The organism is Dysgonomonas sp. ZJ279 (genome assembly GCF_011039205.1).
Taxonomy (GTDB): Bacteria; Bacteroidota; Bacteroidia; order Bacteroidales; family Dysgonomonadaceae; genus Dysgonomonas.
In genome coordinates this window covers 1-20,171 of record NZ_JAAKEL010000033.1, presented here as the reverse complement: position 1 = coordinate 20,171, position 20,171 = coordinate 1, and the positions used below count along the sequence as shown (strand labels likewise).

The 20,171-nt window shown below is 36.1% G+C and carries 20 protein-coding genes and 1 pseudogene; 13 read left to right on the top strand and 8 right to left on the bottom strand.

All coding sequences use genetic code 11. The annotated features are described in order from the left end of the window. Positions 1 to 5 precede the first annotated feature (5 nt). Positions 6 to 152, top strand: coding sequence for a helix-turn-helix domain-containing protein (locus G7Y57_RS18200; protein WP_221412149.1), 147 nt, complete (start codon positions 6 to 8; stop codon positions 150 to 152). A 267-nt stretch (positions 153 to 419) separates the two neighbouring features. Here G7Y57_RS18200 and G7Y57_RS17160 read toward each other — a convergent pair whose 3' ends face one another. Together G7Y57_RS17160 and G7Y57_RS17155 are read right to left on the bottom strand one after the other, a co-directional pair. After that, positions 420 to 1,646, bottom strand: a complete 1,227-nt coding sequence (locus tag G7Y57_RS17160) for a relaxase/mobilization nuclease domain-containing protein (RefSeq protein ID WP_165027044.1) — start codon at positions 1,644 to 1,646, stop codon at positions 420 to 422. Further along, complete coding sequence (locus G7Y57_RS17155) at positions 1,636 to 1,995, bottom strand: plasmid mobilization protein (protein ID WP_165027043.1); 360 nt, start codon at positions 1,993 to 1,995, stop codon at positions 1,636 to 1,638. Before G7Y57_RS17155 ends, G7Y57_RS17160 begins: the two co-directional genes overlap by 11 nt. 935 nt (positions 1,996 to 2,930) lie before the next feature. On the opposite strand from G7Y57_RS17155, the gene G7Y57_RS17150 reads away from it, so the two are divergent. The 5 genes and pseudogenes from G7Y57_RS17150 (at position 2,931) to G7Y57_RS17135 (ending at position 5,373) form a co-directional block, all read left to right on the top strand. Beyond that, complete coding sequence (locus G7Y57_RS17150) at positions 2,931 to 3,947, top strand: hypothetical protein (RefSeq protein ID WP_165027041.1); 1,017 nt, start codon at positions 2,931 to 2,933, stop codon at positions 3,945 to 3,947. A gap of 527 nt (positions 3,948 to 4,474) precedes the next feature. Then, positions 4,475 to 4,777 carry a DUF3408 domain-containing protein gene (locus G7Y57_RS17145; protein ID WP_165027039.1) on the top strand — a complete coding sequence of 101 codons (303 nt, stop codon included), beginning with the start codon at positions 4,475 to 4,477 and terminating at the stop codon, positions 4,775 to 4,777. 8 nt (positions 4,778 to 4,785) lie between these two features. Continuing rightward, the gene (locus tag G7Y57_RS18095) at positions 4,786 to 4,908 is read left to right on the top strand and encodes a hypothetical protein (RefSeq protein ID WP_255491501.1); all 123 of its coding nucleotides are present in this window, start codon (positions 4,786 to 4,788) and stop codon (positions 4,906 to 4,908) included. Beyond that, a pseudogene (locus G7Y57_RS17140) lies at positions 4,909 to 5,070 on the top strand (helix-turn-helix domain-containing protein); the annotation flags it as partial. Positions 5,071 to 5,073: 3 nt separating this feature from the next. Continuing rightward, positions 5,074 to 5,373, top strand: coding sequence for a helix-turn-helix domain-containing protein (locus tag G7Y57_RS17135; protein ID WP_165027037.1), 300 nt, complete (start codon positions 5,074 to 5,076; stop codon positions 5,371 to 5,373). Between the two features lie 358 nt (positions 5,374 to 5,731). On the opposite strand, the gene G7Y57_RS17130 is transcribed toward G7Y57_RS17135, so the two are convergent. Continuing rightward, positions 5,732 to 6,136: a hypothetical protein gene (locus G7Y57_RS17130; protein WP_165027035.1), complete on the bottom strand. Its 405-nt coding sequence runs from the start codon at positions 6,134 to 6,136 to the stop codon at positions 5,732 to 5,734. Positions 6,137 to 6,424: 288 nt separating this feature from the next. Here G7Y57_RS17130 and G7Y57_RS17125 point away from each other — a divergent pair, with 288 nt between their 5' ends. The 4 genes from G7Y57_RS17125 (at position 6,425) to G7Y57_RS17110 (ending at position 8,924) form a co-directional block, all read left to right on the top strand. Beyond that, positions 6,425 to 6,838, top strand: coding sequence for a helix-turn-helix domain-containing protein (locus G7Y57_RS17125; RefSeq protein WP_165027033.1), 414 nt, complete (start codon positions 6,425 to 6,427; stop codon positions 6,836 to 6,838). 285 nt (positions 6,839 to 7,123) lie between these two features. Continuing rightward, on the top strand, positions 7,124 to 7,468 hold the full coding sequence (locus G7Y57_RS17120) for a hypothetical protein (protein ID WP_165027032.1): 345 nt from the start codon (positions 7,124 to 7,126) through the stop codon (positions 7,466 to 7,468). Between the two features lie 74 nt (positions 7,469 to 7,542). Continuing rightward, positions 7,543 to 8,322 carry a toll/interleukin-1 receptor domain-containing protein gene (locus G7Y57_RS17115; protein WP_165027029.1) on the top strand — a complete coding sequence of 260 codons (780 nt, stop codon included), beginning with the start codon at positions 7,543 to 7,545 and terminating at the stop codon, positions 8,320 to 8,322. A gap of 50 nt (positions 8,323 to 8,372) precedes the next feature. Then, positions 8,373 to 8,924, top strand: a complete 552-nt coding sequence (locus G7Y57_RS17110) for an HNH endonuclease (protein ID WP_165027026.1) — start codon at positions 8,373 to 8,375, stop codon at positions 8,922 to 8,924. Positions 8,925 to 9,089: 165 nt separating this feature from the next. Here the strand turns inward: G7Y57_RS17110 and G7Y57_RS17105 are convergent, their stop codons facing one another. Next, positions 9,090 to 10,379 carry a site-specific integrase gene (locus G7Y57_RS17105; RefSeq protein WP_165027023.1) on the bottom strand — a complete coding sequence of 430 codons (1,290 nt, stop codon included), beginning with the start codon at positions 10,377 to 10,379 and terminating at the stop codon, positions 9,090 to 9,092. 217 nt (positions 10,380 to 10,596) lie between these two features. After that, positions 10,597 to 11,646, bottom strand: coding sequence for a site-specific integrase (locus G7Y57_RS17100; RefSeq protein WP_165027020.1), 1,050 nt, complete (start codon positions 11,644 to 11,646; stop codon positions 10,597 to 10,599). Between the two features lie 543 nt (positions 11,647 to 12,189). Between G7Y57_RS17100 and G7Y57_RS17095 the strand changes: the two genes are divergently transcribed. Then, positions 12,190 to 13,449 carry a site-specific integrase gene (locus tag G7Y57_RS17095; protein WP_255491500.1) on the top strand — a complete coding sequence of 420 codons (1,260 nt, stop codon included), beginning with the start codon at positions 12,190 to 12,192 and terminating at the stop codon, positions 13,447 to 13,449. Between the two features lie 91 nt (positions 13,450 to 13,540). After that, positions 13,541 to 14,809, top strand: a complete 1,269-nt coding sequence (locus tag G7Y57_RS17090; RefSeq protein WP_165027014.1) for an ATP-binding protein — start codon at positions 13,541 to 13,543, stop codon at positions 14,807 to 14,809. 46 nt (positions 14,810 to 14,855) lie between these two features. Here G7Y57_RS17090 and G7Y57_RS17085 read toward each other — a convergent pair whose 3' ends face one another. Continuing rightward, complete coding sequence (locus G7Y57_RS17085) at positions 14,856 to 17,318, bottom strand: FRG domain-containing protein (protein WP_165027011.1); 2,463 nt, start codon at positions 17,316 to 17,318, stop codon at positions 14,856 to 14,858. A gap of 32 nt (positions 17,319 to 17,350) precedes the next feature. After that, positions 17,351 to 18,229: a HEPN domain-containing protein gene (locus G7Y57_RS17080; protein ID WP_165027009.1), complete on the bottom strand. Its 879-nt coding sequence runs from the start codon at positions 18,227 to 18,229 to the stop codon at positions 17,351 to 17,353. A 225-nt stretch (positions 18,230 to 18,454) separates the two neighbouring features. On the opposite strand from G7Y57_RS17080, the gene G7Y57_RS17075 reads away from it, so the two are divergent. Next, a complete protein-coding gene (locus G7Y57_RS17075; protein WP_165027006.1) occupies positions 18,455 to 18,847 on the top strand; it encodes a hypothetical protein in 393 nt (130 codons plus the stop codon). A gap of 87 nt (positions 18,848 to 18,934) precedes the next feature. Here G7Y57_RS17075 and G7Y57_RS17070 read toward each other — a convergent pair whose 3' ends face one another. Then, a complete protein-coding gene (locus G7Y57_RS17070) occupies positions 18,935 to 20,008 on the bottom strand; it encodes a plasmid recombination protein (protein ID WP_255491499.1) in 1,074 nt (357 codons plus the stop codon). Positions 20,009 to 20,171: the final 163 nt, after the last annotated feature.

The window sequence follows — 20,171 nt, the reverse complement described above, 5'->3', positions numbered from 1 at the left end:
ATGCTATGCTAATGATTTCGGCAGGTGTTCCTATATCCGATATTGCATACAGATCAGGATTTTCATCGGCATCTTATTTTACAAAATGTTTTAAAGAGTTCTATAAAACAAGCCCTACTGATTTCTTGAAATCAAATAATTTACCAGATTAATCTGATCAATACAAAAAAACTTAATAGCTATTTCATTTACGTGTACCCAATTTGTTACCAATGAAGTATTGGGATAACGCCATAAACTAAAATTTATTTGTATATCAAAATACATATAAAATAGCTAATGTCACCTTTTCTCCATAAACGTAACCATGTAGCACGAAATTATCCTCAAACACGAAAAATCCAACTACGTTGTTTTTCTTCGGTAAAATAGAAAACAATCTACTGTTGATACAACTACATACCTCCATACATATTATTTTACAACTTTCTTCCCTCATTTTTCTTTATTATGGGTTGTTGTAATTGCCTTTGGCTTTCCTTTTCTTTCTCTGCTTTCGGCAATCTCGGATCACCCCACGATTCTTTATACTCAGCATCCGCCTTATTCTCTTTCCATAGATATGGATATTGGTAATTTACTCCTCCCCACCACTTAACCTTAGCTTTGGTAACATACCCATGCTCTATCAACATCTTATCCCTGATCCTCATCTTATACTGCCCATATTTAACAAACTCATCCGGCTTTTTATAACTGAAAAAAGCTTTATTGCTTTCATCATTCAGGAAAACATACGAAGAAAACTGACCACTCCCATCCCTTTTGTTCATGTTCTCCAGATATATAAAGCCACCCTCTTTCAAAACTCGCCACTGATCCCGAGTTAATTCGAGACCGCCAATAGCAGGTATCTTCGGTTGCTTTTGGACTTGTTTTGGTTCTTGTATTTGTACCTGTTCAACTTGCTTTTTCTGTACCTCAATGTTATTCAGAAACTCTTTTTGTAAATTTCCAAAGCTAAATTTTCGATCGATTTGTGAACCCTTAAAAGCAATATTCTCATACCGGAACGATACACCCTCAATCTCATTCGTTGTTCGTTTGTACTTATAATCAATCTCAATTCCGAATTTCTGAAGACTGAATCTTAAATCAGCAGGATTCTTACAAGTTGGCAAAACCTCTTTTATCGCATCATGAATATAATACTTCACCTTATCCGGATTGTCTAACTTCTCCCGCTTAACCTTCTCCTTTCCTTCCCCATAAGTAAGACCATGCTTATCTTTCAGCTTCTTACAGACCTTAATATTCCGCTTATAATCGTTGTTGACCGAGATGAGTTTTAAGTTATTATCGATACGGTTATAAACAATATGCATATGCTCATTCTCCGTATTATGATGCCTGACAATAATATACTGCGTATTCTTAATACCAATTTCCTCCATATACTCCTTTGCCAGTTGAAGCATAAAATCATTGGTCATTCTTGCTTTGTCTTCAGGCGAAAACGAAATGGGGATATGTCCGACAGGCTGCTTTATCTCCTTCCTGCCCGAGCGTTGCATGGCGAAGCTGCGGATAATGCTTTTGGCACTATCCGCAAACACTCCCTCTGCTTCCAGTAACTCGTGTGAATCGTTCAACACATAACGCACACAACCCTTGAACGATTTCCCTTTGATATTCTTAGCGATCATTCAGTAGCCTCCTTATTTGTTCGGTTATCATGATTACCTCCATAGCTGAGTTGGAGAACCCCGATTTGTTAGCCTGTTTAGCAATCTGGTTCAGGTTATTTGCCATACCCGAAACCTTACGCATCAGGTCTAACTCCTCCAGTGTAAAGTGTGATTTTATACTCCCCTTCAGTGTCATCTCCCGGGCATACTGAGTCGCCTTCATTCCGAACTTTCCTGCTTTTTCTTTCACCGAATTAAAATCTTCTTCCGTAAGCTTTAAGTTAATCGAAGTCGTAAGTTTGCTCTTTTCTTTTATTGGACGCCCCCTTTTGGTGCTCTTTTTACTACTTCCTTTCTTATTTTCCATAACATTTGTGTTTAAGGTTATGGAATAATATCGGGTACATATTTGTACTCGGGCGATCCGGAACAAAAGTGACCACCGGGAGATAAAGTGCAGGCTTGCTTTGCAGCCCGGTTCTTTTGCGACCATCGGGAGCGAAAACCGTCGGCTGCCCGGTGACCTCATTTATTGCGACCAACGAGAGCAATAGATGAAGCAAAGGATAAATTCAAGGGACGCCGGATTTATCTTTAGCGTGGTCACAGCCCCGCAGGGCAAGGTATGCACGAAGGGAACTCAAAAAGCCTCGGAGAGATTTTTGGGTTACCCGTGCGATTACCTTGCTCCTTTGACGACGAAAGAAAAATAAAGAGGCGGTAGTCTCTTTATTTTTTGATTCGACGGCAACATTTGCACACAAGTTTGGGCATAGGGCTAAAAAGCCCGGGTTTAGCAATGCGGTCAGTGTATTGCCTCTTGCTCTTCATGGGTAGGCAGAGCAGTTTGATAATACACTTTTGTAAGCAATACTTGAAAAGTAGTCCACTACCATAATTCTGAATAATGTTCTCATTTTTATACTGTTTAGTATACATCCGACATGGCTGTATACCACAAATGTAGTCTGTAATCCTGATACTTATATACCTGTTGACACCTTTGCCGTGGGATGCTTTTATTTACTATCTATGCACGGTTGTTCGGGTTACTCTAACTACTCTTGTTAGTAATATTACCTGTATTACATTACCAATATTACCAAGAGTTTATTTATCTTTAAGGTCAGACAAGTTTATAGCCCCTCTTAATCTCCCCAAAGGGGAAAAACTGCTCCCTCGTTTGAAGGCTTGGGGAGGCTTCCATAATAATAAATAGTTGTGTATTAATTGTATGTATAAGCTATAGTTTTGATTTTTGATATAAATACCTATTTTTACTTTTACTTATAATGTGGTAATATGGATGAATTTGATTCACATACAGAATATCCGGATGTTCCCGAGACTTTCCGGGCAGTACAGCAAAGCCTAGACAGTTTTGTAAAGGTAAACTATGAGACGGCTTTGGGTATACTAGCAGGCACAAAGCTTACAAGGGAAGATATTACCCTTTACAGGGGAAAGATATTCGATATTATCCGTAACAACCCTCCGCTGGAGAGTATTCCCCGATACTATCGTGACGGTCGAGAGGACTACCTGTGGTACAGTGATTTTTACGATGAAGCTACCAAAGAGGTGTTCCACCGCTACAATAGATTTCATATACCTACCTCCGAAATAACTCCTGCCAACTATGCAGGGGAACTGGCAAAAATCGATTTACCCTACTTCAAAGAACTGGTAAACCTCGTCAGCCTCGAACAGCTGTGTATGTATTATGAACGCCGCACACAAAAGGAGATTGACAAGGAAAAAGAACCCGAGCCGGAACCTGAGATTGAAGTAGCTACAGAAGAGTTGCCGGATAAAGAACAGTTGGTGGAAGAAGTCGAGGAGGTCGAAGAAATAGAGGTAAAGACAGAACCTAAGCCTGTAGCTAAATCCAAACGTGTATCGGGAAAACGTTCTTACAAACCCAAATTGAATAGCAAACAGTACTCCCTGCTGGGTGAATGTGTGGAGGTTATAAAACTATTCCGTTCCCCGGTGAGTATAGCCGATATTAAGAAGTTATTACAAGGAAAACTTTTAGGCTCTTTACAGGTTAACAACCAAAAGACGCTGGTTTACCTTTTGGAAGAGCTTGCCGACAAAGGCTATATCAAAAAGACATGGATATCTGTTGCCGATGGTAACAAAGACTTTATGTCATTCCGCAGTAAAGGCAATGAACTCAGATACGGAGATACACCACACTATATTACCATGCAACAGTTCCTCAATAACCGAAGTCGCAGTAAACGGGAAGCTATCCGTGGAATGGATAGTGTAGAGGATATGATCGAGCTGATGGAAGAAAACAGGGATAATTAGTTAATAAAATATAATACATACATATTCCCTGTATTTTCTATAAAATATTATCATTTTCGTCTATAAAATATTACATACTGTATATCAGATGATTATCCCCAAAGTATAGACTTGTTACTACTACCAATCCTCTTATATCTCAATACACTATCCATGTAAATATACCTGATAATCAATATTATACAAGCCCAACCTGTTAGGTAATGCTGTTATGCTCACAGGGCAGGGATAGAACTTGTTTTATCTTGCACCCGATTTCGGAAGCCCCGATATGTAACGTCGCATATTGATTATCCTTCCGGAAGATTGGGATTATGGGTAAAGCCAACCGGATAAGAGATACATGAGTGTATATGCACTGAGTGCTTCTCAGCATTTAGTATTGAAGCCTACAGAAATAGCTGTCGGTGTTAGTTAACATATTTATTAATATATAAAACAATTGTAAGATGAGTGATACTATAGAAAAGGATAAGTTGGAACCGGACAAAAAGGATGTATCCGAATTTTTAGAGGATAGCGGATGAGTGCCTCCTAAGGCAAAGCCTGCCCGCAAGAAAGATGAGGAGGACTATGCCCGGCGGTTTTTGGCAACACGGAAAATAAAGGATTACACGCCGGTATATATCAATGTACGCATGAAAGAGAAGTTGCAGACGCTTGTTTCATCGCTGCAACATATCGTACCGGAGATAACCCCGACCATCCTGCTGTCGAATATCCTTGCCGACCATTTGTCGGTAAACCGTGAATTAATTACCCGTGCTGCCAGTGAGGGGTTGAAACGTTCTCTGGCAAGCACGTTTAACAGTGATAAAGAACAAATTTAAAACTTAACATGATGGAAATTGTATGTGTAGATCTGTCAGCATGGGAATTGCTGAAAAGGGAGGTAGTCAGACTGACCTCGGAGATGGCTGCCTTAAGGGCTTTGTATTGTTCCAATCCCCGTGACGGATGAATAGATTCGGCAGATGTCTGCCATGTACTGGGGATATCGAAACGGACTTTACAGACATGGAGGAATAAGGGTAAAATACCTTATTCGATGCTCGGTGGTAAGGTTTATTTCAAAGAGTCGGATATTAACGAACTGCTCCAAGAGGGCACAAAGCGAAGGTAATCTATGGATAAGTTTATCAATTATGAGTCCGAAGAGTTTAAGGAACTTACAGGACAGATAGAGCAAGCTCTGAATGATGTGCAGGATGTTCGTGATAAATACCGTCCGGCATTGGCAGATGAACGTTACCTGAATGGGGAGGAAGTAATGGAATACCTCCATGTCTCGCCCCGGACGCTGCAAACCCTGCGTGATAAGCGGATGATTTGTTATACGTCTATCGGTGGTAAGATTCTTTATCCCGAAAAAGAACTGCAACAAGTGTTGTATGATAACTACAGGTCGCCGGAGTTGCCTTTTTAAAGGAAAGGTAAAGTGTATATGCAGATTCTGAGGTAAGGGAGTTGAAGTTGCCCCTATATTAAAAAACAGGCATTCCTGATGTAATCAGGGGATGCCTGTTTTTATGTTGATGCTATGCGTCATCGTCGGGTCGGTCGTTTTCGTTGCAGGGGGATTAATCTTTGCTTCTTGGAGGGGGAAAAGGCAAGCCTCGGGACGAAAATACGACCCTTCAGGGTGGAGATTTTCGTTTCCGACCCTTTAGGGCTTCGGGCTTGAATGTTCACACGAGAAGAGGCTACCTTCCCTGCAATGGAAATGACTGGCACGGCTTTGTTTTAGTATCTGTGAATTATTTATCCTTAATACAATTATTTTGTTATTCATTTCCTTTTTTGATTGGCAGAATCAATAAACCGCATTCCTTATTGTCCGTATTGAGCCGGATAAGACAGTTGTTTACTACCCAGCCTTGAAGAACCGCATCGCTGGGGTATGTCCTATTGCAATACTCTATGCAATAGGTGATATCCACTACATCGTCCAAGAACAGGTATACACCTTCGCACATATTATTGTAGTCGAACAGACAGACTAATGTGGACGAGTCAAACCTAATTTCGAGACTGGTCTCTTTTTTGTCTTTATAGGAATAGAGAATCTCGTATTGTTCCCGACTGAGGAATACGGATTTAACGGTTTGTAAAGACGCATTTATAGCCAAACGCCCTAAAGTAATCTGTTCGGAATAGGTTTTGTATTTGCCTTGATGTATGTTTTCCATAGTATTTTATATTTATCCGATGGACAAAGGAAGTTTACTGACAGGCTATAATCTATTAAATAGGATAATATGATATTGAAAATGAATATGATATTATTTATCTTTTTGTGTTAAAATATTATGTTGCAAAATAAAAAATTACTCGGATTTAATTTCTATTTTTGTATTAAGGTCTCAGACCTTTTTATTGCTTTGTTACGCACAACAGCAATAGCGTGTTAAAATTCGAAAGTATATCATTAAATACTTTCATTTACTTAATAGAATCATATACAAAGAAATAAACATATGGAGGCAGCGGTTAAGAAAAGCAATCATGGTGCTAACGTGAGACGTTGGAGAGAATGGCGTAACATCAATCAGGATGTTCTTGCCGAACAGATAGGTGTGTCGCAGGCGACTTTATCGGGTTATGAAAAGAAGGATAAGATAGAGCAGGAGATATTGGAGAAGATTGCGAAGGCGTTGGATATTCCCGTCGAGGCGATTACGGAACTGAATGACGGTGCATCCATAAATATATTTTCTGGAACATGGCAAGATAATTCTTCTGCAAATGGTTATATACATACTCAGAACTTCAATCCTATTGATAAAATAGTTGAGCTTTACGATGAAAAAATTGCTTTATATGAACGGATGCTAAAGGAAAAAGAGCAAGCGATTTCTTTATTGCATGATGTACTGAAGGAGAAGAAGTAAGGTTTTTAAAATCAAAGAATTAACCAATGAGTTATTCTTTAAATATGTTATCAGATCCAAAATGGCTCAAAAATAAATTGGCGAGTTAACAAGTGATGCACGAATGCCTGCATTAACGAGAGGTATTTAAAAATATTATTACCCCAATCGCACCTATTGAAGTCCAAAACGAAATAGTAGCCCATATTACAGAGCTAAAAGAACAAATAAAGCCCTAAAAGCCAAAGCCGAAACTAACCGCTCTACTGTCCTAACCGAATTTGAACATCAAATATTTAATTGATTATGAAAGACAAAAATTCATCAGAACTAAACCTTGAAAACATTATTATCAGTGCCATTGATGGCTTTTTTAGAGGATACTCAATTGGTCAACTCAATAGTCGGGTTGATTCTCTTAACTATGAATTTGAGCGATTAATATATGAAGCAAATCAAATAATCGGATATATTAATGCACGACAATTATATGGATTGCCAATATTTCAAGAAGAAATTGATAACCTTAATAATAAAATTAGTGCGATTTATCACATAGTATCGGAGTTGGATAATACCAAAAATCAAAGAGCCCGAGAGATAGTAGATGCGTTAAGTCATTTTGCTCAAAAACTTATTGCTCAAAAATAGCTTACCAAAATTTACGATTGTGTGGATCGAAAGTAATTACGTTCATTTTAAATACACTCAAATAAATATTCTCAATGAATAAAAAAATAACCACCCAACTTGACAAGTGTATTGAAATAGGAAATTCAATTGGTCAATCTTTACCTAATTATATTTCAACTGGTCAATGTAATAGAGAATGCAAAGGTAAAAATTCATTTATCACTGAATTAAATTCTCTTATAGGCTTATTAAATTCATCTAGACCTCACTATTCAAAACAATTACAAAGACGATTATCGCAAATAAATCTACCAAATAGTCACTGTGTTGAAAGATTTTCATTTGATGTCCTAATGTCCCTTTTAGAAATGCTAGTAGATGAAGCTAACAATGAAAGGTCTAACAAAAAAATATTCATTAGCCACTCTTCAGAAGATACTATCATTATATCTAACTTTCAAAAAGAGATACTCATGCTAGGTTGCGGGATAAAAGAAACTGATATTTTTTGCACATTAAATAAATCAGCGATTCAGACAGGCGAGGATTTTAGAAATGAAATTATTAGAAATATGAAGGATTGTGACTATATATTACTAATGATTTCAAAAAACTATCAAGAGAGTGAGGTATGTATTAATGAAATGGGAGCTGCTTGGGCTTTAGATAATAAAAGAGTACTACCATTTGTTTTTCCAGATATTGCATTCAACCAGATGGGATTTATGTGTAATGTAAAGCAAGGTGCAAAAATCAATGAACGAGAAAAATTGGATGAGTTTTATCAGGAAGTAATTGATTTTTATAAACTAACTCCTAATTGGCAGAATTTCAATAAACGTACAACTGATTTTATTTCCTTGTTAAAATAATCATTATATGAGCCTCATAAAAACGTAGTCAAAATTAAACATAAACTCTTATGCCTCCGTCCTATGTAAAAACAGTTAAGCAGCAGATTTTTTATCAGTATGCTAAAATCATTTCCGAATCTTCAGGCTTCGGTAAGACAAATTACGCAATGATTACCGACCGTTGGAAAAAACTCTGTTCGGGCGAAATTCATTGGTCATCTAACGTTCGGGAGTGGCTTCGGGAGAAAGAGAATCCTTCAGCTTGTATCTATTGTGGAGAAGAAAAAGATTTAACTATCGAACATATTTTGCCACGCTGTTGTGGAGGCGAGGACATAACGGATAACGTCGTTATGGTTTGCAAAAGCTGTAATTCGTCCAAAGGGGGCAAACGTTTGTATGAATGGCTGGGATTTAAAGCTAAAGATAAGCACCACCGAATCGCAGAGGGTAAATATCTGAAGTACTTATACTCGTTGCATGAAAAACGTGGTACACTTGATGTAAGCAGCGTAAAGGAGTTGTGCAGAGCTTGCGATATGCAGAAATGTTGCGAGAAAGATGATTCTATAGGCAAGTTGTCTGTTTATTGTATTGAGGGATGCTTTTGTAAAAAGTAATTATGAATACTACGCATTATGAGAATGGTTCGATCTTCTTTTAAAATCAAGAACACCCAACTTTATATTTAAAAATGTAAAATTGGGTGTTTTCTTTATAATTCCTTGATTTTAAGATTTTATCTATAAAAAGAACAGATAAGCCTTAGAGTAAAATACAAGGACCTACAGCATAGAAGTTTGTTTCTTACCTACCTTTCCGATATTCCGAAAATCAGATTGAGGTCTATCGGTTTCAAGTTGATAGGTATTGCCAATCTTATCGGTCAAAGCTGCCATATCCTTACTGATCTTATCATTCGTGATTTTGGCATAGATTTGTGTTGTCAAAATACTGGAATGACCTAACATTTGAGAAACGGTTTCAATAGGTACACCCTGTGACAGGCAGACTGTCGTAGCCATTGTGTGGCGCGCAATGTGCGAGGTAATTCGCTTAGTAATACCACACAGTTTAGCAATACGTTGTAAACAACGGTTCATATTATCGCTATGGCTTGGTACAGGAAATACAAAATTATTCTTAGCTACAAGACGGTATTGCTCAATCAGTTGTTTGGCTACCGGCAATAACTTCACATAAAAAGTAGTATTGGTCTTTTTACGTTTGGCTATTAGCCACAATTCTCCGTCAAATGAAGTTTGTATATCATCGAAGGTCAGTTTCTTTACATCGGAATAAGCAAGCCCGGTGAATGACTGAAAAACAAAAATATCCCGTATTTGCCGTTGCTTGTATCTTCTGAGTTCCACAGTCATAAAGCGTTTGAGTTCGTCTTCGGTCAGATAGCCTCGGTCTCGGGTTTTGGCTTTGAAACGAAAGCTGGCAAAAGGATTAATATGTACATATCCCTTACGTTGAGCAATCAACATAATTTGCTTGAGCTTGGTTACGGCAGTAAGTAAAGTACTGCCTGCCAGTTTACGATCTTCTAATAAGTAAGCGTAATAGTCTTCGATAAACTGTGGTTCGATTTCCTTGATTGGGATATCAGAAAGAGAATACCTGTCACGCAGAAACATTTCTACACGCCTGCGGTTAATCAGCAGTTGTTCATAAGAACCTTCCGTACGGTCTTTACCTACACGTTTACTATAGCTTTCGTAAAACTCGTCAGCGATAGAAAACAGAGTGCGAAACTCATCCCCAAAACCTAGATAAGCGTTTTTGACTTTCTCGGCTGAAACAAAAGCATCTTTATCGCAAATGCTTTGGTATTGCTTGCCGATTTGGGTTTTGATGTTGTCTAACTTCTGATTGATCTTTTGTGCTTCAAGGCTTTTGCCAGCTGCCCGGTTTGCTTTGGTGTCCCAGAGGTCGGGCTTGATGTTTAGCTTACAGCTAAACTGGGCGATGGTGCTGTTGACTGTGATTCTTCCCATAATTGGGGCTTTGCCGTCAGGTTTCAAACTGTTCTTTTTCAGATAGAACAAAACTTTAAATGTACTTCTCATAACTCTAATTTTTAATTACAAATTTAGTTTGTTTAGAGTTATCCGGTGCTATGTAAATTTACGCAAAAAACTACATAATAGACACTTGCAATCAAATAGAAAAAGTTACTCAGGTAACGAGTTGGTAACTGAAATCACCGTCAACTTTGCTTTTTGATGCTTTTATCCCTCCGATGTCAAAAAGAACTGTCTTTATAATCCACTGATTAAGTTCTTGTTACCTCCTTTTGCTTTGCCTCTCCTGAATGTCTGCTGTTTCCTTCAGGTAAGAATTTAGTTTTTGGTTACTCATAACCGGTAATAAGACATTCTTACGTATACACTCGGGATGACCGGCATATTTATCTATTAATCCCTGAGCCGGTTTAATAACAGGTATATTGCACATATTTCCTGTCTTCTGGCGGCTCTTACGAATCCAGAGTACTTCGTTGCTGTCTTTGATCAAATGGTCTGGAGTTAATTGCTGTACATCTATAAATGAAAGTCCGGTCATGCAGCAAAATACAAATACATCCCTGACTATTTCCAGCCTCGGTATTGAAAATGTTTTGTTTCTGATCGTCTCTAGTTCTTCATAGGAAAGAAACTCCACATTTGATTCTTCGTGCCTGAATTGGATATTGGCAAAGGGGTCTTTCTTTATCCAGTCATTGGCTAGTGCAATACGGATGACTTTCTTCAGGTTTTTCAGATGTTTTATTGTTGAATTATGCTGCAAGTTTCGTTGTGTCTTCAGGTAAAACTCATAGGTTGTTACAAACTGGTGGTTAATATCGGATAGTAATATATCGTCTTTGTGATATTGATGAATGATATATTCTTTTAAGCACTTGATGGATGTTTCAAATTTTTCAACCGTTGATTCGGTGTAGTCTTTACCTATAAGTGCATGGCATTTATCATTATGTTCCTTATATACCTCCAGAATGCTTTTATGGTCTTCATCGCGTCCATGATATATATCCCTTATAAGATCGGAGGTTATATGCTTTCCATCGATTTCCAGTTCCCTGTGAATTTGCAATATCCGTGCTTTGACTGTTTCCAGGTAATGATTTAACTCGAGTGCGATGCGTCCTTTGCTATTACAGGATTCTTTGGCCTGATTCCAATACGCTACAGGAACACTTCTCTTTATTCCGATTTCGGCAATCTGTTTGTTTATAGTTACACGCAGATAGATGGGTGCCTCTCCGTTTTTCAACAGTTTAGCCTTCTTGATAATAAACAATAAACTGAATGTGTTTCTTTTGTCTGTACTCATAATAAGAATTTTTATAAAATTATTAATTAGAGTTCAGTTGAGACAATGACAAAATCTGACAATTGGATGACAAAATCCGACAGCAAAAAGATAATTTGCTATGGAACTAAATTCGCAAGGATATTTCTGAGATATTTTAGCCCCACGATTTAGGTTTACAGTCCTTAAAAAAAGGAAGTAAGTTTAAGCCAATCTCAGGACAATAATACCATTGATTATCAATGGTATATATTCTTATCCGTGGGGCTAAATCCGGGAAATAAAAAGTCCCACGAATAAGCCTGTGAAAGATACCTGAAACGGCATCTTTTTGCTTATGTGGGATAAAAGAAAAAGTCCCAAAAGTATTAACTTTCAGGACTTTGCGATGTTTTGCATCTTGCTTTGGCGGTATGGACGGGACTAATACATATTTCCTATACTTTTCTTTATTTTCTAATAATTATTGATTATCAAATATTTACAAAATATTATTTTCCCTAATTTATTGTGTTTTTCAATAGTTTTTATAAATTTGCAACACAAATGCAACACAACTTTTTTATGGCTAAATACTTTGTATACATTAAGAAAGACTATGATTCAAAATCAGGTTTGACTCCACTTTATGTTCGTTATAACTATGATAGGACAAAGCGGACTTTAATATCAACTGGATTCTCTATAAAATATGAGCATTGGGATGATAAAAAGAAGTGTGTGAAAAGGGCTTGTCCCGAGTATGACGAAATAGAAGTAGTCTTGAATAAGATATATATGCGTCTTTCAAATATTTTAGCATTTGCTAATGAGAATGATTTAGATCCCACTATAGATTTTATACTTAAGGAATTGGCTGTAGAGCGAGAGTACGAACAAAAACAAGCTAGAATAAACCTGTTTGACTTACTTGAAAAGTATATTGTAGAAAAAACACCTATGGTATCTGTCGATCAAGTGAAAGACTACAAGACCCTAAGGAAACATTTGACTAACTTTAAAGAATACTCCTCGCAACCCGTTACATTTCGTAACCTGAATATGAAGTTCTATAATGAGTTTATGGACTATCTTTCTAATAAAGCCGTAAAACGTGATGGAACAGTCGGATTATTAACCAACTCGGCAGGAAAGGTTATTCGATTATTAAAAGGCTTTGTGAACTATCAAGTTGCAAAAAAAGTGATTCCACCAGTCGATCTAAAAGTGTTCAAAGTCGTAGAGGAAGAAACGGATGCTATCGCTTTAAATGAAAAAGAACTAGGAACCATCTATAATTTAGATTTAAGAGAAGATAAAGAATTGGAAGAAATACGGGATGTATTTATTGTTGGATGCTACACAGGGCTTCGATATAGTGATCTTTCCACTCTCACATCTGATCATATTGATTTGAATATGGAAGTAATCAGCCTTAAGCAACGCAAGGTGCATAAAGCCGTTATTATTCCAATGATTGACTATGTACCCGATATTCTCAAAAAATACAATTATGAACTCCCTCAGATAAGCAGTTATAAATTTAATGAACGGGTCAAAGAAATAGGGCAGAAAGCTAAGTTGAAGCAAAAAGTAGAAATCGTCCGTAAAAAAGGGAATACTCGTGTAAGTAATATTTATGAAAAATGGCAATTAATATCTTCTCATACGTGTCGACGTTCGTTTTGTACAAATATGTACCTCTCCGGATTTCCTGCCGAAGAGCTAATGAAAATATCAGGACATAAAAGTCCTGCTGCATTTATGCGATATATCAAGGTCGATAATTTTCAGGCTGCCAATAGGCTTAAAGCGTTGAGAAATGGCTTGAATAAGGTAAAATAATCTATTATATAGAATATAATTTTATTTTAATACGTTGTAATATATTCGAGTATAAAAGAATATTTGTACATTTGAATAAATAAATTCAGTTATGGACGATAAATTTGCATCTTTAGAGAAATATAACTTCTGGAACGGAAATGTTCCTGAATTGGGATTTACCCGTAAGGATTACACCGATAAAATTTTTGATTATACCGGAAATAAGTTAATCAAGGTATTGGTTGGGCAACGTCGTGCAGGAAAAAGCTATATCCTTCGCCAAATAGCACACAGACTGATTAGTGAGGGGGTTAATCCAAAAAATATATTCTATATCAATAAAGAGTTCACGGATTTTGATTTTATTGGAAATTATAAAGATCTCGGGACTTTACTCAATCTATATAAAGATAAGTTACAACCTTCGGGGAAGGTATATCTTTTCATTGACGAGATTCAAAATGTAGAGGGATGGGAACATTTTGTCAATTCTCATTCTCAGGATTATGTAGATAGCTATGAAATATTTATAAGTGGGTCTAACTCTAAGATGTTATCGGGAGAACTGGCAACATTATTATCTGGGCGATATGTGAATTTTGAAATATTGCCGTTCAGCTTCAATGAGTACGTAGGGATAACGAATGCAACTGTTTCAAAGCAAAGCTATATTGATTATATGGAAAGTGGAGCTTTGCCAGAATTATTCGTTTTGCCGAATGCGGAGACAAAACGCAATTACATATCCGCAATCAAAGACACTGTACTTTTACGAGACATTATACAACGCCATAATATCAAAGATCCCAAATTGTTGGAAGATATTTTTGTCTATTTGGTAAACAATGCCGCTAATCTGGTATCAATAACCAATATCGTTAATTTCTTTAAAAGTAATAAACGAAAGACGACTTATGATACACTTTCTAATTACATCGGTTTCATAGAAGATACATTTCTGGTTCATAAGGTCGAACGATATGACATTAGAGGAAAGGATACCATTTCGGGGAACTGCAAATATTACATTAATGACTTGTCTTTCAAGAATTATCTGTATCCCGGATTTGGCTATGGTATAGGCTATAAATTAGAGAATCTTGTTTACCTGGAACTTCGCAGAGCAGGGTATGAGGTATATGTTGGTGCAATGAGAGATAAAGAGGTTGATTTTGTTGCTAAAAAAGGAGACCGTGTTATTTATCTTCAAAGTACGTATTTAATGGCTGACGAACAAACCACCAAACGTGAATATGCACCATTGGAAGCTATACAGGATAATTACGAAAAGTTTGTCGTTTCTTTAGATGATATTTCTCTGCCTTCTAATGAGGGCATAAAGCATATTCAGGCGTGGAATCTGAGTGCAATTTTATAGGATAATATCTGTATAAGATTCTGTAATCTAGAAATATAACTTGAACTTATTCCGACAATTTTTCTAATAATTTCAATCTTTCAATCTCTTGCGAAACTATTCTAGATAGATTATTTGATTTTTGAAGAGCCTCTGCGGATCTCATCTTTTCAGCAATTTGAATTGTCTCAATAATCTGTCCATAGACTTTAGTAAGAAATTTGATTTTTTCTTTATAAGTTAGCGTATTGTCATTTGTGATAAAGGTAGTATACGCTACAGCTCTATTGCAATGAGCTTCAGGATAATCGTACTGTAGTTCTATTGCTTTATCGTAATCTTTGATAGATTCCACATAATTATTGAATTTGAATAGTAAACAACCGCGATTATAATATACTATTGGTAGTGATCCATTTTCTGATATTATTTCACTATAAATATAAATAGCCCCAGAAAGATTTCCAATTTTCTCTTCTTCAAATGCTTTTGCTATTAAGGTTGTTTCTTTCTCTGTCAATGATGCCTGTATATCTCTATTGGGAGGAAAAATGCTCTTCACATTTTCAATTTTTGAAATATCAGTTCGTAATTTTGTTATTTCTTCTTTAATCTGTTCATCGTTGTCACCTCTTTGTTCGATTTCATTTAAATACATAGTAGCCTTTTGAGTATTCTCTAACGCAATGTACAAATATACTCTCTCAAAATTTATATCTCTCCGAATATGAGGTACTAGCTCACTGTATCTATATGCTTCTTCAAATACTTGTATTGCTTCTTCGTTGTATTTATTCTGCCACCCCAAACTTTTTCCCAAACCAAGCAATATATTAGGATTATTCGGAAAATCCTTTAATCCATTGCGGTACACTACTTCCGCATTATGAGGCATATTTAAGTTGAAATATTGTTGTGTAACTAAAATAATAGTTATTAATACATGAGGATTAAGTTCATAGGCTTTTTGATAACAGTTTAAAGCATCAATACCCTTCTCTAGCTTCTGATAAGCAACACCTTTATTTATCCAATATCCATAATTTGAATCATTTAACTCTATTGACTTATTTATGAATTGTAACGCTTTGTCATACTCTTTCTTTGCAATAAATAGGATACCAAAAGCATTGTAAGCATCTGCATTATCGCCTAATTTTTGTTCAATAACATCTAATTCTCTTGAAATGTCTTTATCTGGATTAATTAAAATATCTATCCATAATTTTGTTATTTCTACTACAATATCGTCAGGCGCTAAATTTGAAATCTTTAAATAATATTCACTCGCCTCAATTATATTGCCATTTATTGAACTCAAATCTGCAATACTCCTTAAAATATTAAGTAAGTATTGATGTTGGGTGGACGTAGAATCCTTATTCGATAAGATAATTTTTTCTGCTTCCTTGTAATGTTTAATAGCCTCATCAAAATTCATTAATACCTCGTACCTTTCTGCGAGATTAGAATGAAAATAGGCATTCTTGCCGTTAATTTCTATTGCCTGAATATATTTGAATATAGCATCTATTGGCTTTTTATTTGCAGATAAAATATTCCCATACAGATTATAAATTTTGGAATCAAAAATCCCTTTGATTTTATTGTTGGCAATCAAAGCTATAGCTGCACTTATCTGTTCTTCGGCATCACTATATGCTTCCATGCGGTACAATTGTAATGCCTCCCGATAATATGCCTTTATATCATCCGATGTTGTAGGCTTATATAAATCATTATTACCAATATATCCAAAAAAATCCGGAAATAATGTTCTTTCTGAGATATTATAAAGAACATCAAGCTCTTTCAAGATTGACTGTTTTCTTTTCTTATCAATATCAAAAGTCTTATTTATGAATGACTTGTCCAATTTTCCTGTCGAGAGCAAAATAAAAACGCTATCTTGTTTAAGTATACGTGTGTTTTCAATTGGTGGCATCCATTGGTAAATAGTATCGTCTTTTAGTTCTTTAGGACTTTGTGTGTTTTTCGAGAAACTATTTTGATTTAGCTTAAACTGCTCAACACCTTTATCTTCCGAGTCCTTACCCGAAATCATTTTATAGTTAATCCATTCTGTCTCTGTGTCTAATACGAATATTCTTGCAATAGAGCCTTTTTTTGTTGTTTGTTTGCAGGCAAAGTAAAGAGCGACCAATGGATTTTCAGTGAAATCTATTATTGCTGTCTTCCCACCTAAATGTTGAGCTTCTGCAATGATACTTAGCTTACTCATATTTTTAAGAGGTAAATGAGTAGTTTCTCTTTTATGGATTTCGCTTAGGTATTGTTTGTGGTAATCAATCATTATCCGATTAATTTGAGAATCACTTTTTGAAATCAGTTCGTCTTTTTTAACACGATAAAAACCAGACTCTACCTCCCAGTCTTTATTCTCTTGTCCACGAAAAAGGAGACGTGGCTTATATCCATCTACCGTGACTGATTTTATATAAATAGAAACCTTATCCATATAGTCTTTAACCGATTGGATAAGGTTAGTATCGGGCTTCTTTTTAGCCATAATTTCCGTCTTTAATTTTAATATCCTTTTACTTACCCCATCTTCCCATACTCCCCAATCTTCACCTCACAAATCCGTTTAGTAACATCCCTCAACAATTCCATTCTCGGAATCAAGGCATCAATATCCTCTTTTGTTACAATGAATTTTGGGTTGTAGCGTGCTTCTATATAAGCATCCTTTAATAAAGTAAATAGCCGTTTTTCCTCCGCAGTATGGCGAGGAAAGATTTGCAACAGTTCATCAGAATGACGTTTAACAGACGAAGATAGTTTTGATAAGTTGTGTTGTTTATTGCTCCTGAGGGTAAAAGATAAGCGTATAGCATAGTAGAAATTCTCACAAGCTTGGTGAAGCATAAAAGAAGCCATCCTATACTCCTTATCTTCATAATTGAATATTGCATTTTTCAAAAATACACACGCACTATGAAACTTTTCATCAAAATACTCCTGAGCCTGTTGCTTTATCTCATCAAACTTCAGTTTTCTTCTTCTGGCAAGCTTTACATTTCCACTATCGTAGAGAATGACTCCTTCCTCTTTGATCTGGGTATAAAAATACCTGCCTTCTTCGAGTTGTCTGTTTAAAGTCTTGATATCATCATTGATAAATTGTACAGGGGTTTGATGGTCGGGGTCTTTGTAATACAGGTCATCTATATTATCCAATACATTGCCTACCTTCTTATCCGATATACCATTTGTTACGACTAGAATATCGTAATCAGACATAAAAGAAGTGGGTATTCCAAATTCTATCCGTTCGTCATATTCTACATATTTACCTGTGGCGTAGCTACCATATAAGATAATCATTTCGGTTTGTGGAATCCGCTTTTTGATTTCTTTGACAAGGAAATATAAATCTTCTTGCTTACGTTTAGGTAAATAGCTTATAGACTTTTTCATCGGATGAATTTAGAAACTTAAAAATTAAGATTATAAAGATAAGTAAAAAGGAAATATTTTATTACATAAAGTGTATATTTGTTAATTATAAACTCCGTGCTGTTATATTATATGCTTATTGTTCGATATTAAGTATATAGCCAAAGCATACAGGCGTAGAACCAAACGTTTTTATTATTCATTTATCAGCTTGATATTCTATCAGGCTTAAAAACGGACGTATGTATGGCAACACAACAAACAAGCTCAACAGAATACTGTGCAAGACTAATAAACTGTGCACACTTAGTATTAAAGCTATCCCATGACGAAATCAAAGAAAGCTACTCAGATAATCCCATGTATGTAGCCGAATACATTGAAAAAGGAATAAAGGAGAATGTAATCGAGCTTTTGTTCGATGACGAAAAAGCAACCCTCTCCTGTACCTTTGATGAAAGCAATAACTGTAATACCTCCTATATCTTCCTTGATAACTTAGACGAGATGGATAATTATATTGCTTATCTACATGATCAGTACGATTATGATTATACCCTCAGTTGTTGGGTATTACCAAATTCTTTCATCTCCATAAAAAGGACGAAAGACGATATCTATTTTGTGTCCTTCTATTGATAATCGGGTTTTCCATGATAATTCAGGCAAGATTTTAGAGTCTTGCCTGAATATTGAAAAAATGGTAACTTTATACCATATCCTTATTTACCTTCTCTGTCCCTGCTGATTTTTCGGTTGATTCACCTTTATGCCTAAATACTCAAAGAATTTCTGTTTCTGCTCCCTGAACCAACCGCTATACTCTTTTCCTTCAATAGCAAGAAATGGTGTATTGTCTTTTGAGCTTTTATCAATCGTTATTTTGGCATTATCTGCCTCAAAGTGCTGGCTGTGTTCGGGAGAAAACAATTTGCCTGTATAAAAGGCATCTTTACCGGAGAATGCCTGTTTAGCTATATGATAAGGCAATTTGATGGTCTCGCACAGCCTTAATATAAAGTCATATTCCTTTAGTGAAGGTATACAGTCGAACAGCTTATCCAGTTTACTTTTTAGAATATTGATGGTACTGTCCTTTTCAAGAATAGACCTGTCTTTTTCGGCAATGTCTTTTTTTGCCTGTTTGCTGATAGCTTCTTTCTCTTCCTGTAAGGTTTCAATTTCCTGTCTTAGCTCATCGTTTTGAGCTTCGAGCTTTTTGGCTTTGGGGTTTCCCATCAATGATTCTATACCATCCGAAATATTTTTAGCTGTTTTCTTCAAAGATTTTTCCACACCTAACATTTTTACTTCGGTTTTAGCTTCTTGAACTAGCTTTTGGTTTTCCTTCAGTTCACTCTGCTTTTTGTCAGCCTGTTCTTGCAGGGCAGACAAGCGAAGTTGCTCTTGTGCTTCTTTTTGCTGTAAAAGCTTGACGGCTTGCCGTTCCTGTTCTTTCTCCTGCTGCAACGAACCTATTTCCTCTTTGATGGTTTCGGTTTGTAGAAATATATTCCTGTAATATTCATAAGTCTCGGTATGCTTCGCCTTCGAACCATCAATGCCTCGTTCCAATCCGTAAGGCTTCATCCATTCGGCATAAGAATTCTGATATTCCTTTAGTTTGTTTCTTGCCATCACATCATCGGCACACAATCTGGATGTGTTTCTATCTTTCTTTCGATATTGCTTTTTATCTGGTTTATCAGGCTTATCTTGTTTCTGAGTTTTTTCTTTTCTTCTTTCACCGGTAACAATAGGTACAACCGTTGCATGAATATGAGGTGTTTTCTCATCCATATGTGTATAATATAATTGAAAAGTAGTCCACTAAAATAATTGAAAAGTATACCACCGGTTAAGTAAAATCCGCTAGAGCTTCTAATAAAGCCCTGCATTTTACTAACAAATATTAACATTATAAATTCCTTTGTGTATGAAACACTAACACAGAGGGTAAAAT

What these genes read in the sequence shown, in the direction of transcription:
- G7Y57_RS17115 (WP_165027029.1), top strand. Translation starts at nt 7,543, where the DNA reads ATGAATAAAAAAATAACCACCCAACTTGACAAGTGTATTGAAATAGGA.
- G7Y57_RS17105 (WP_165027023.1), bottom strand. Translation starts at nt 10,379, where the DNA reads ATGAGAAGTACATTTAAAGTTTTGTTCTATCTGAAAAAGAACAGTTTG.
- G7Y57_RS17120 (WP_165027032.1), top strand. Translation starts at nt 7,124, where the DNA reads ATGAAAGACAAAAATTCATCAGAACTAAACCTTGAAAACATTATTATC.
- G7Y57_RS17160 (WP_165027044.1), bottom strand. Translation starts at nt 1,646, where the DNA reads ATGATCGCTAAGAATATCAAAGGGAAATCGTTCAAGGGTTGTGTGCGT.
- G7Y57_RS17125 (WP_165027033.1), top strand. Translation starts at nt 6,425, where the DNA reads ATGGAGGCAGCGGTTAAGAAAAGCAATCATGGTGCTAACGTGAGACGT.
- G7Y57_RS17070 (WP_255491499.1), bottom strand. Translation starts at nt 20,008, where the DNA reads ATGGATGAGAAAACACCTCATATTCATGCAACGGTTGTACCTATTGTT.
- G7Y57_RS17135 (WP_165027037.1), top strand. Translation starts at nt 5,074, where the DNA reads ATGGATAAGTTTATCAATTATGAGTCCGAAGAGTTTAAGGAACTTACA.
- G7Y57_RS17075 (WP_165027006.1), top strand. Translation starts at nt 18,455, where the DNA reads ATGGCAACACAACAAACAAGCTCAACAGAATACTGTGCAAGACTAATA.
- G7Y57_RS18200 (WP_221412149.1), top strand. Translation starts at nt 6, where the DNA reads ATGCTAATGATTTCGGCAGGTGTTCCTATATCCGATATTGCATACAGA.
- G7Y57_RS17155 (WP_165027043.1), bottom strand. Translation starts at nt 1,995, where the DNA reads ATGGAAAATAAGAAAGGAAGTAGTAAAAAGAGCACCAAAAGGGGGCGT.
- G7Y57_RS17095 (WP_255491500.1), top strand. Translation starts at nt 12,190, where the DNA reads ATGGCTAAATACTTTGTATACATTAAGAAAGACTATGATTCAAAATCA.
- G7Y57_RS18095 (WP_255491501.1), top strand. Translation starts at nt 4,786, where the DNA reads ATGATGGAAATTGTATGTGTAGATCTGTCAGCATGGGAATTGCTGAAA.
- G7Y57_RS17130 (WP_165027035.1), bottom strand. Translation starts at nt 6,136, where the DNA reads ATGGAAAACATACATCAAGGCAAATACAAAACCTATTCCGAACAGATT.
- G7Y57_RS17090 (WP_165027014.1), top strand. Translation starts at nt 13,541, where the DNA reads ATGGACGATAAATTTGCATCTTTAGAGAAATATAACTTCTGGAACGGA.
- G7Y57_RS17110 (WP_165027026.1), top strand. Translation starts at nt 8,373, where the DNA reads ATGCCTCCGTCCTATGTAAAAACAGTTAAGCAGCAGATTTTTTATCAG.
- G7Y57_RS17080 (WP_165027009.1), bottom strand. Translation starts at nt 18,229, where the DNA reads ATGAAAAAGTCTATAAGCTATTTACCTAAACGTAAGCAAGAAGATTTA.
- G7Y57_RS17150 (WP_165027041.1), top strand. Translation starts at nt 2,931, where the DNA reads ATGGATGAATTTGATTCACATACAGAATATCCGGATGTTCCCGAGACT.
- G7Y57_RS17085 (WP_165027011.1), bottom strand. Translation starts at nt 17,318, where the DNA reads ATGGCTAAAAAGAAGCCCGATACTAACCTTATCCAATCGGTTAAAGAC.
- G7Y57_RS17100 (WP_165027020.1), bottom strand. Translation starts at nt 11,646, where the DNA reads ATGAGTACAGACAAAAGAAACACATTCAGTTTATTGTTTATTATCAAG.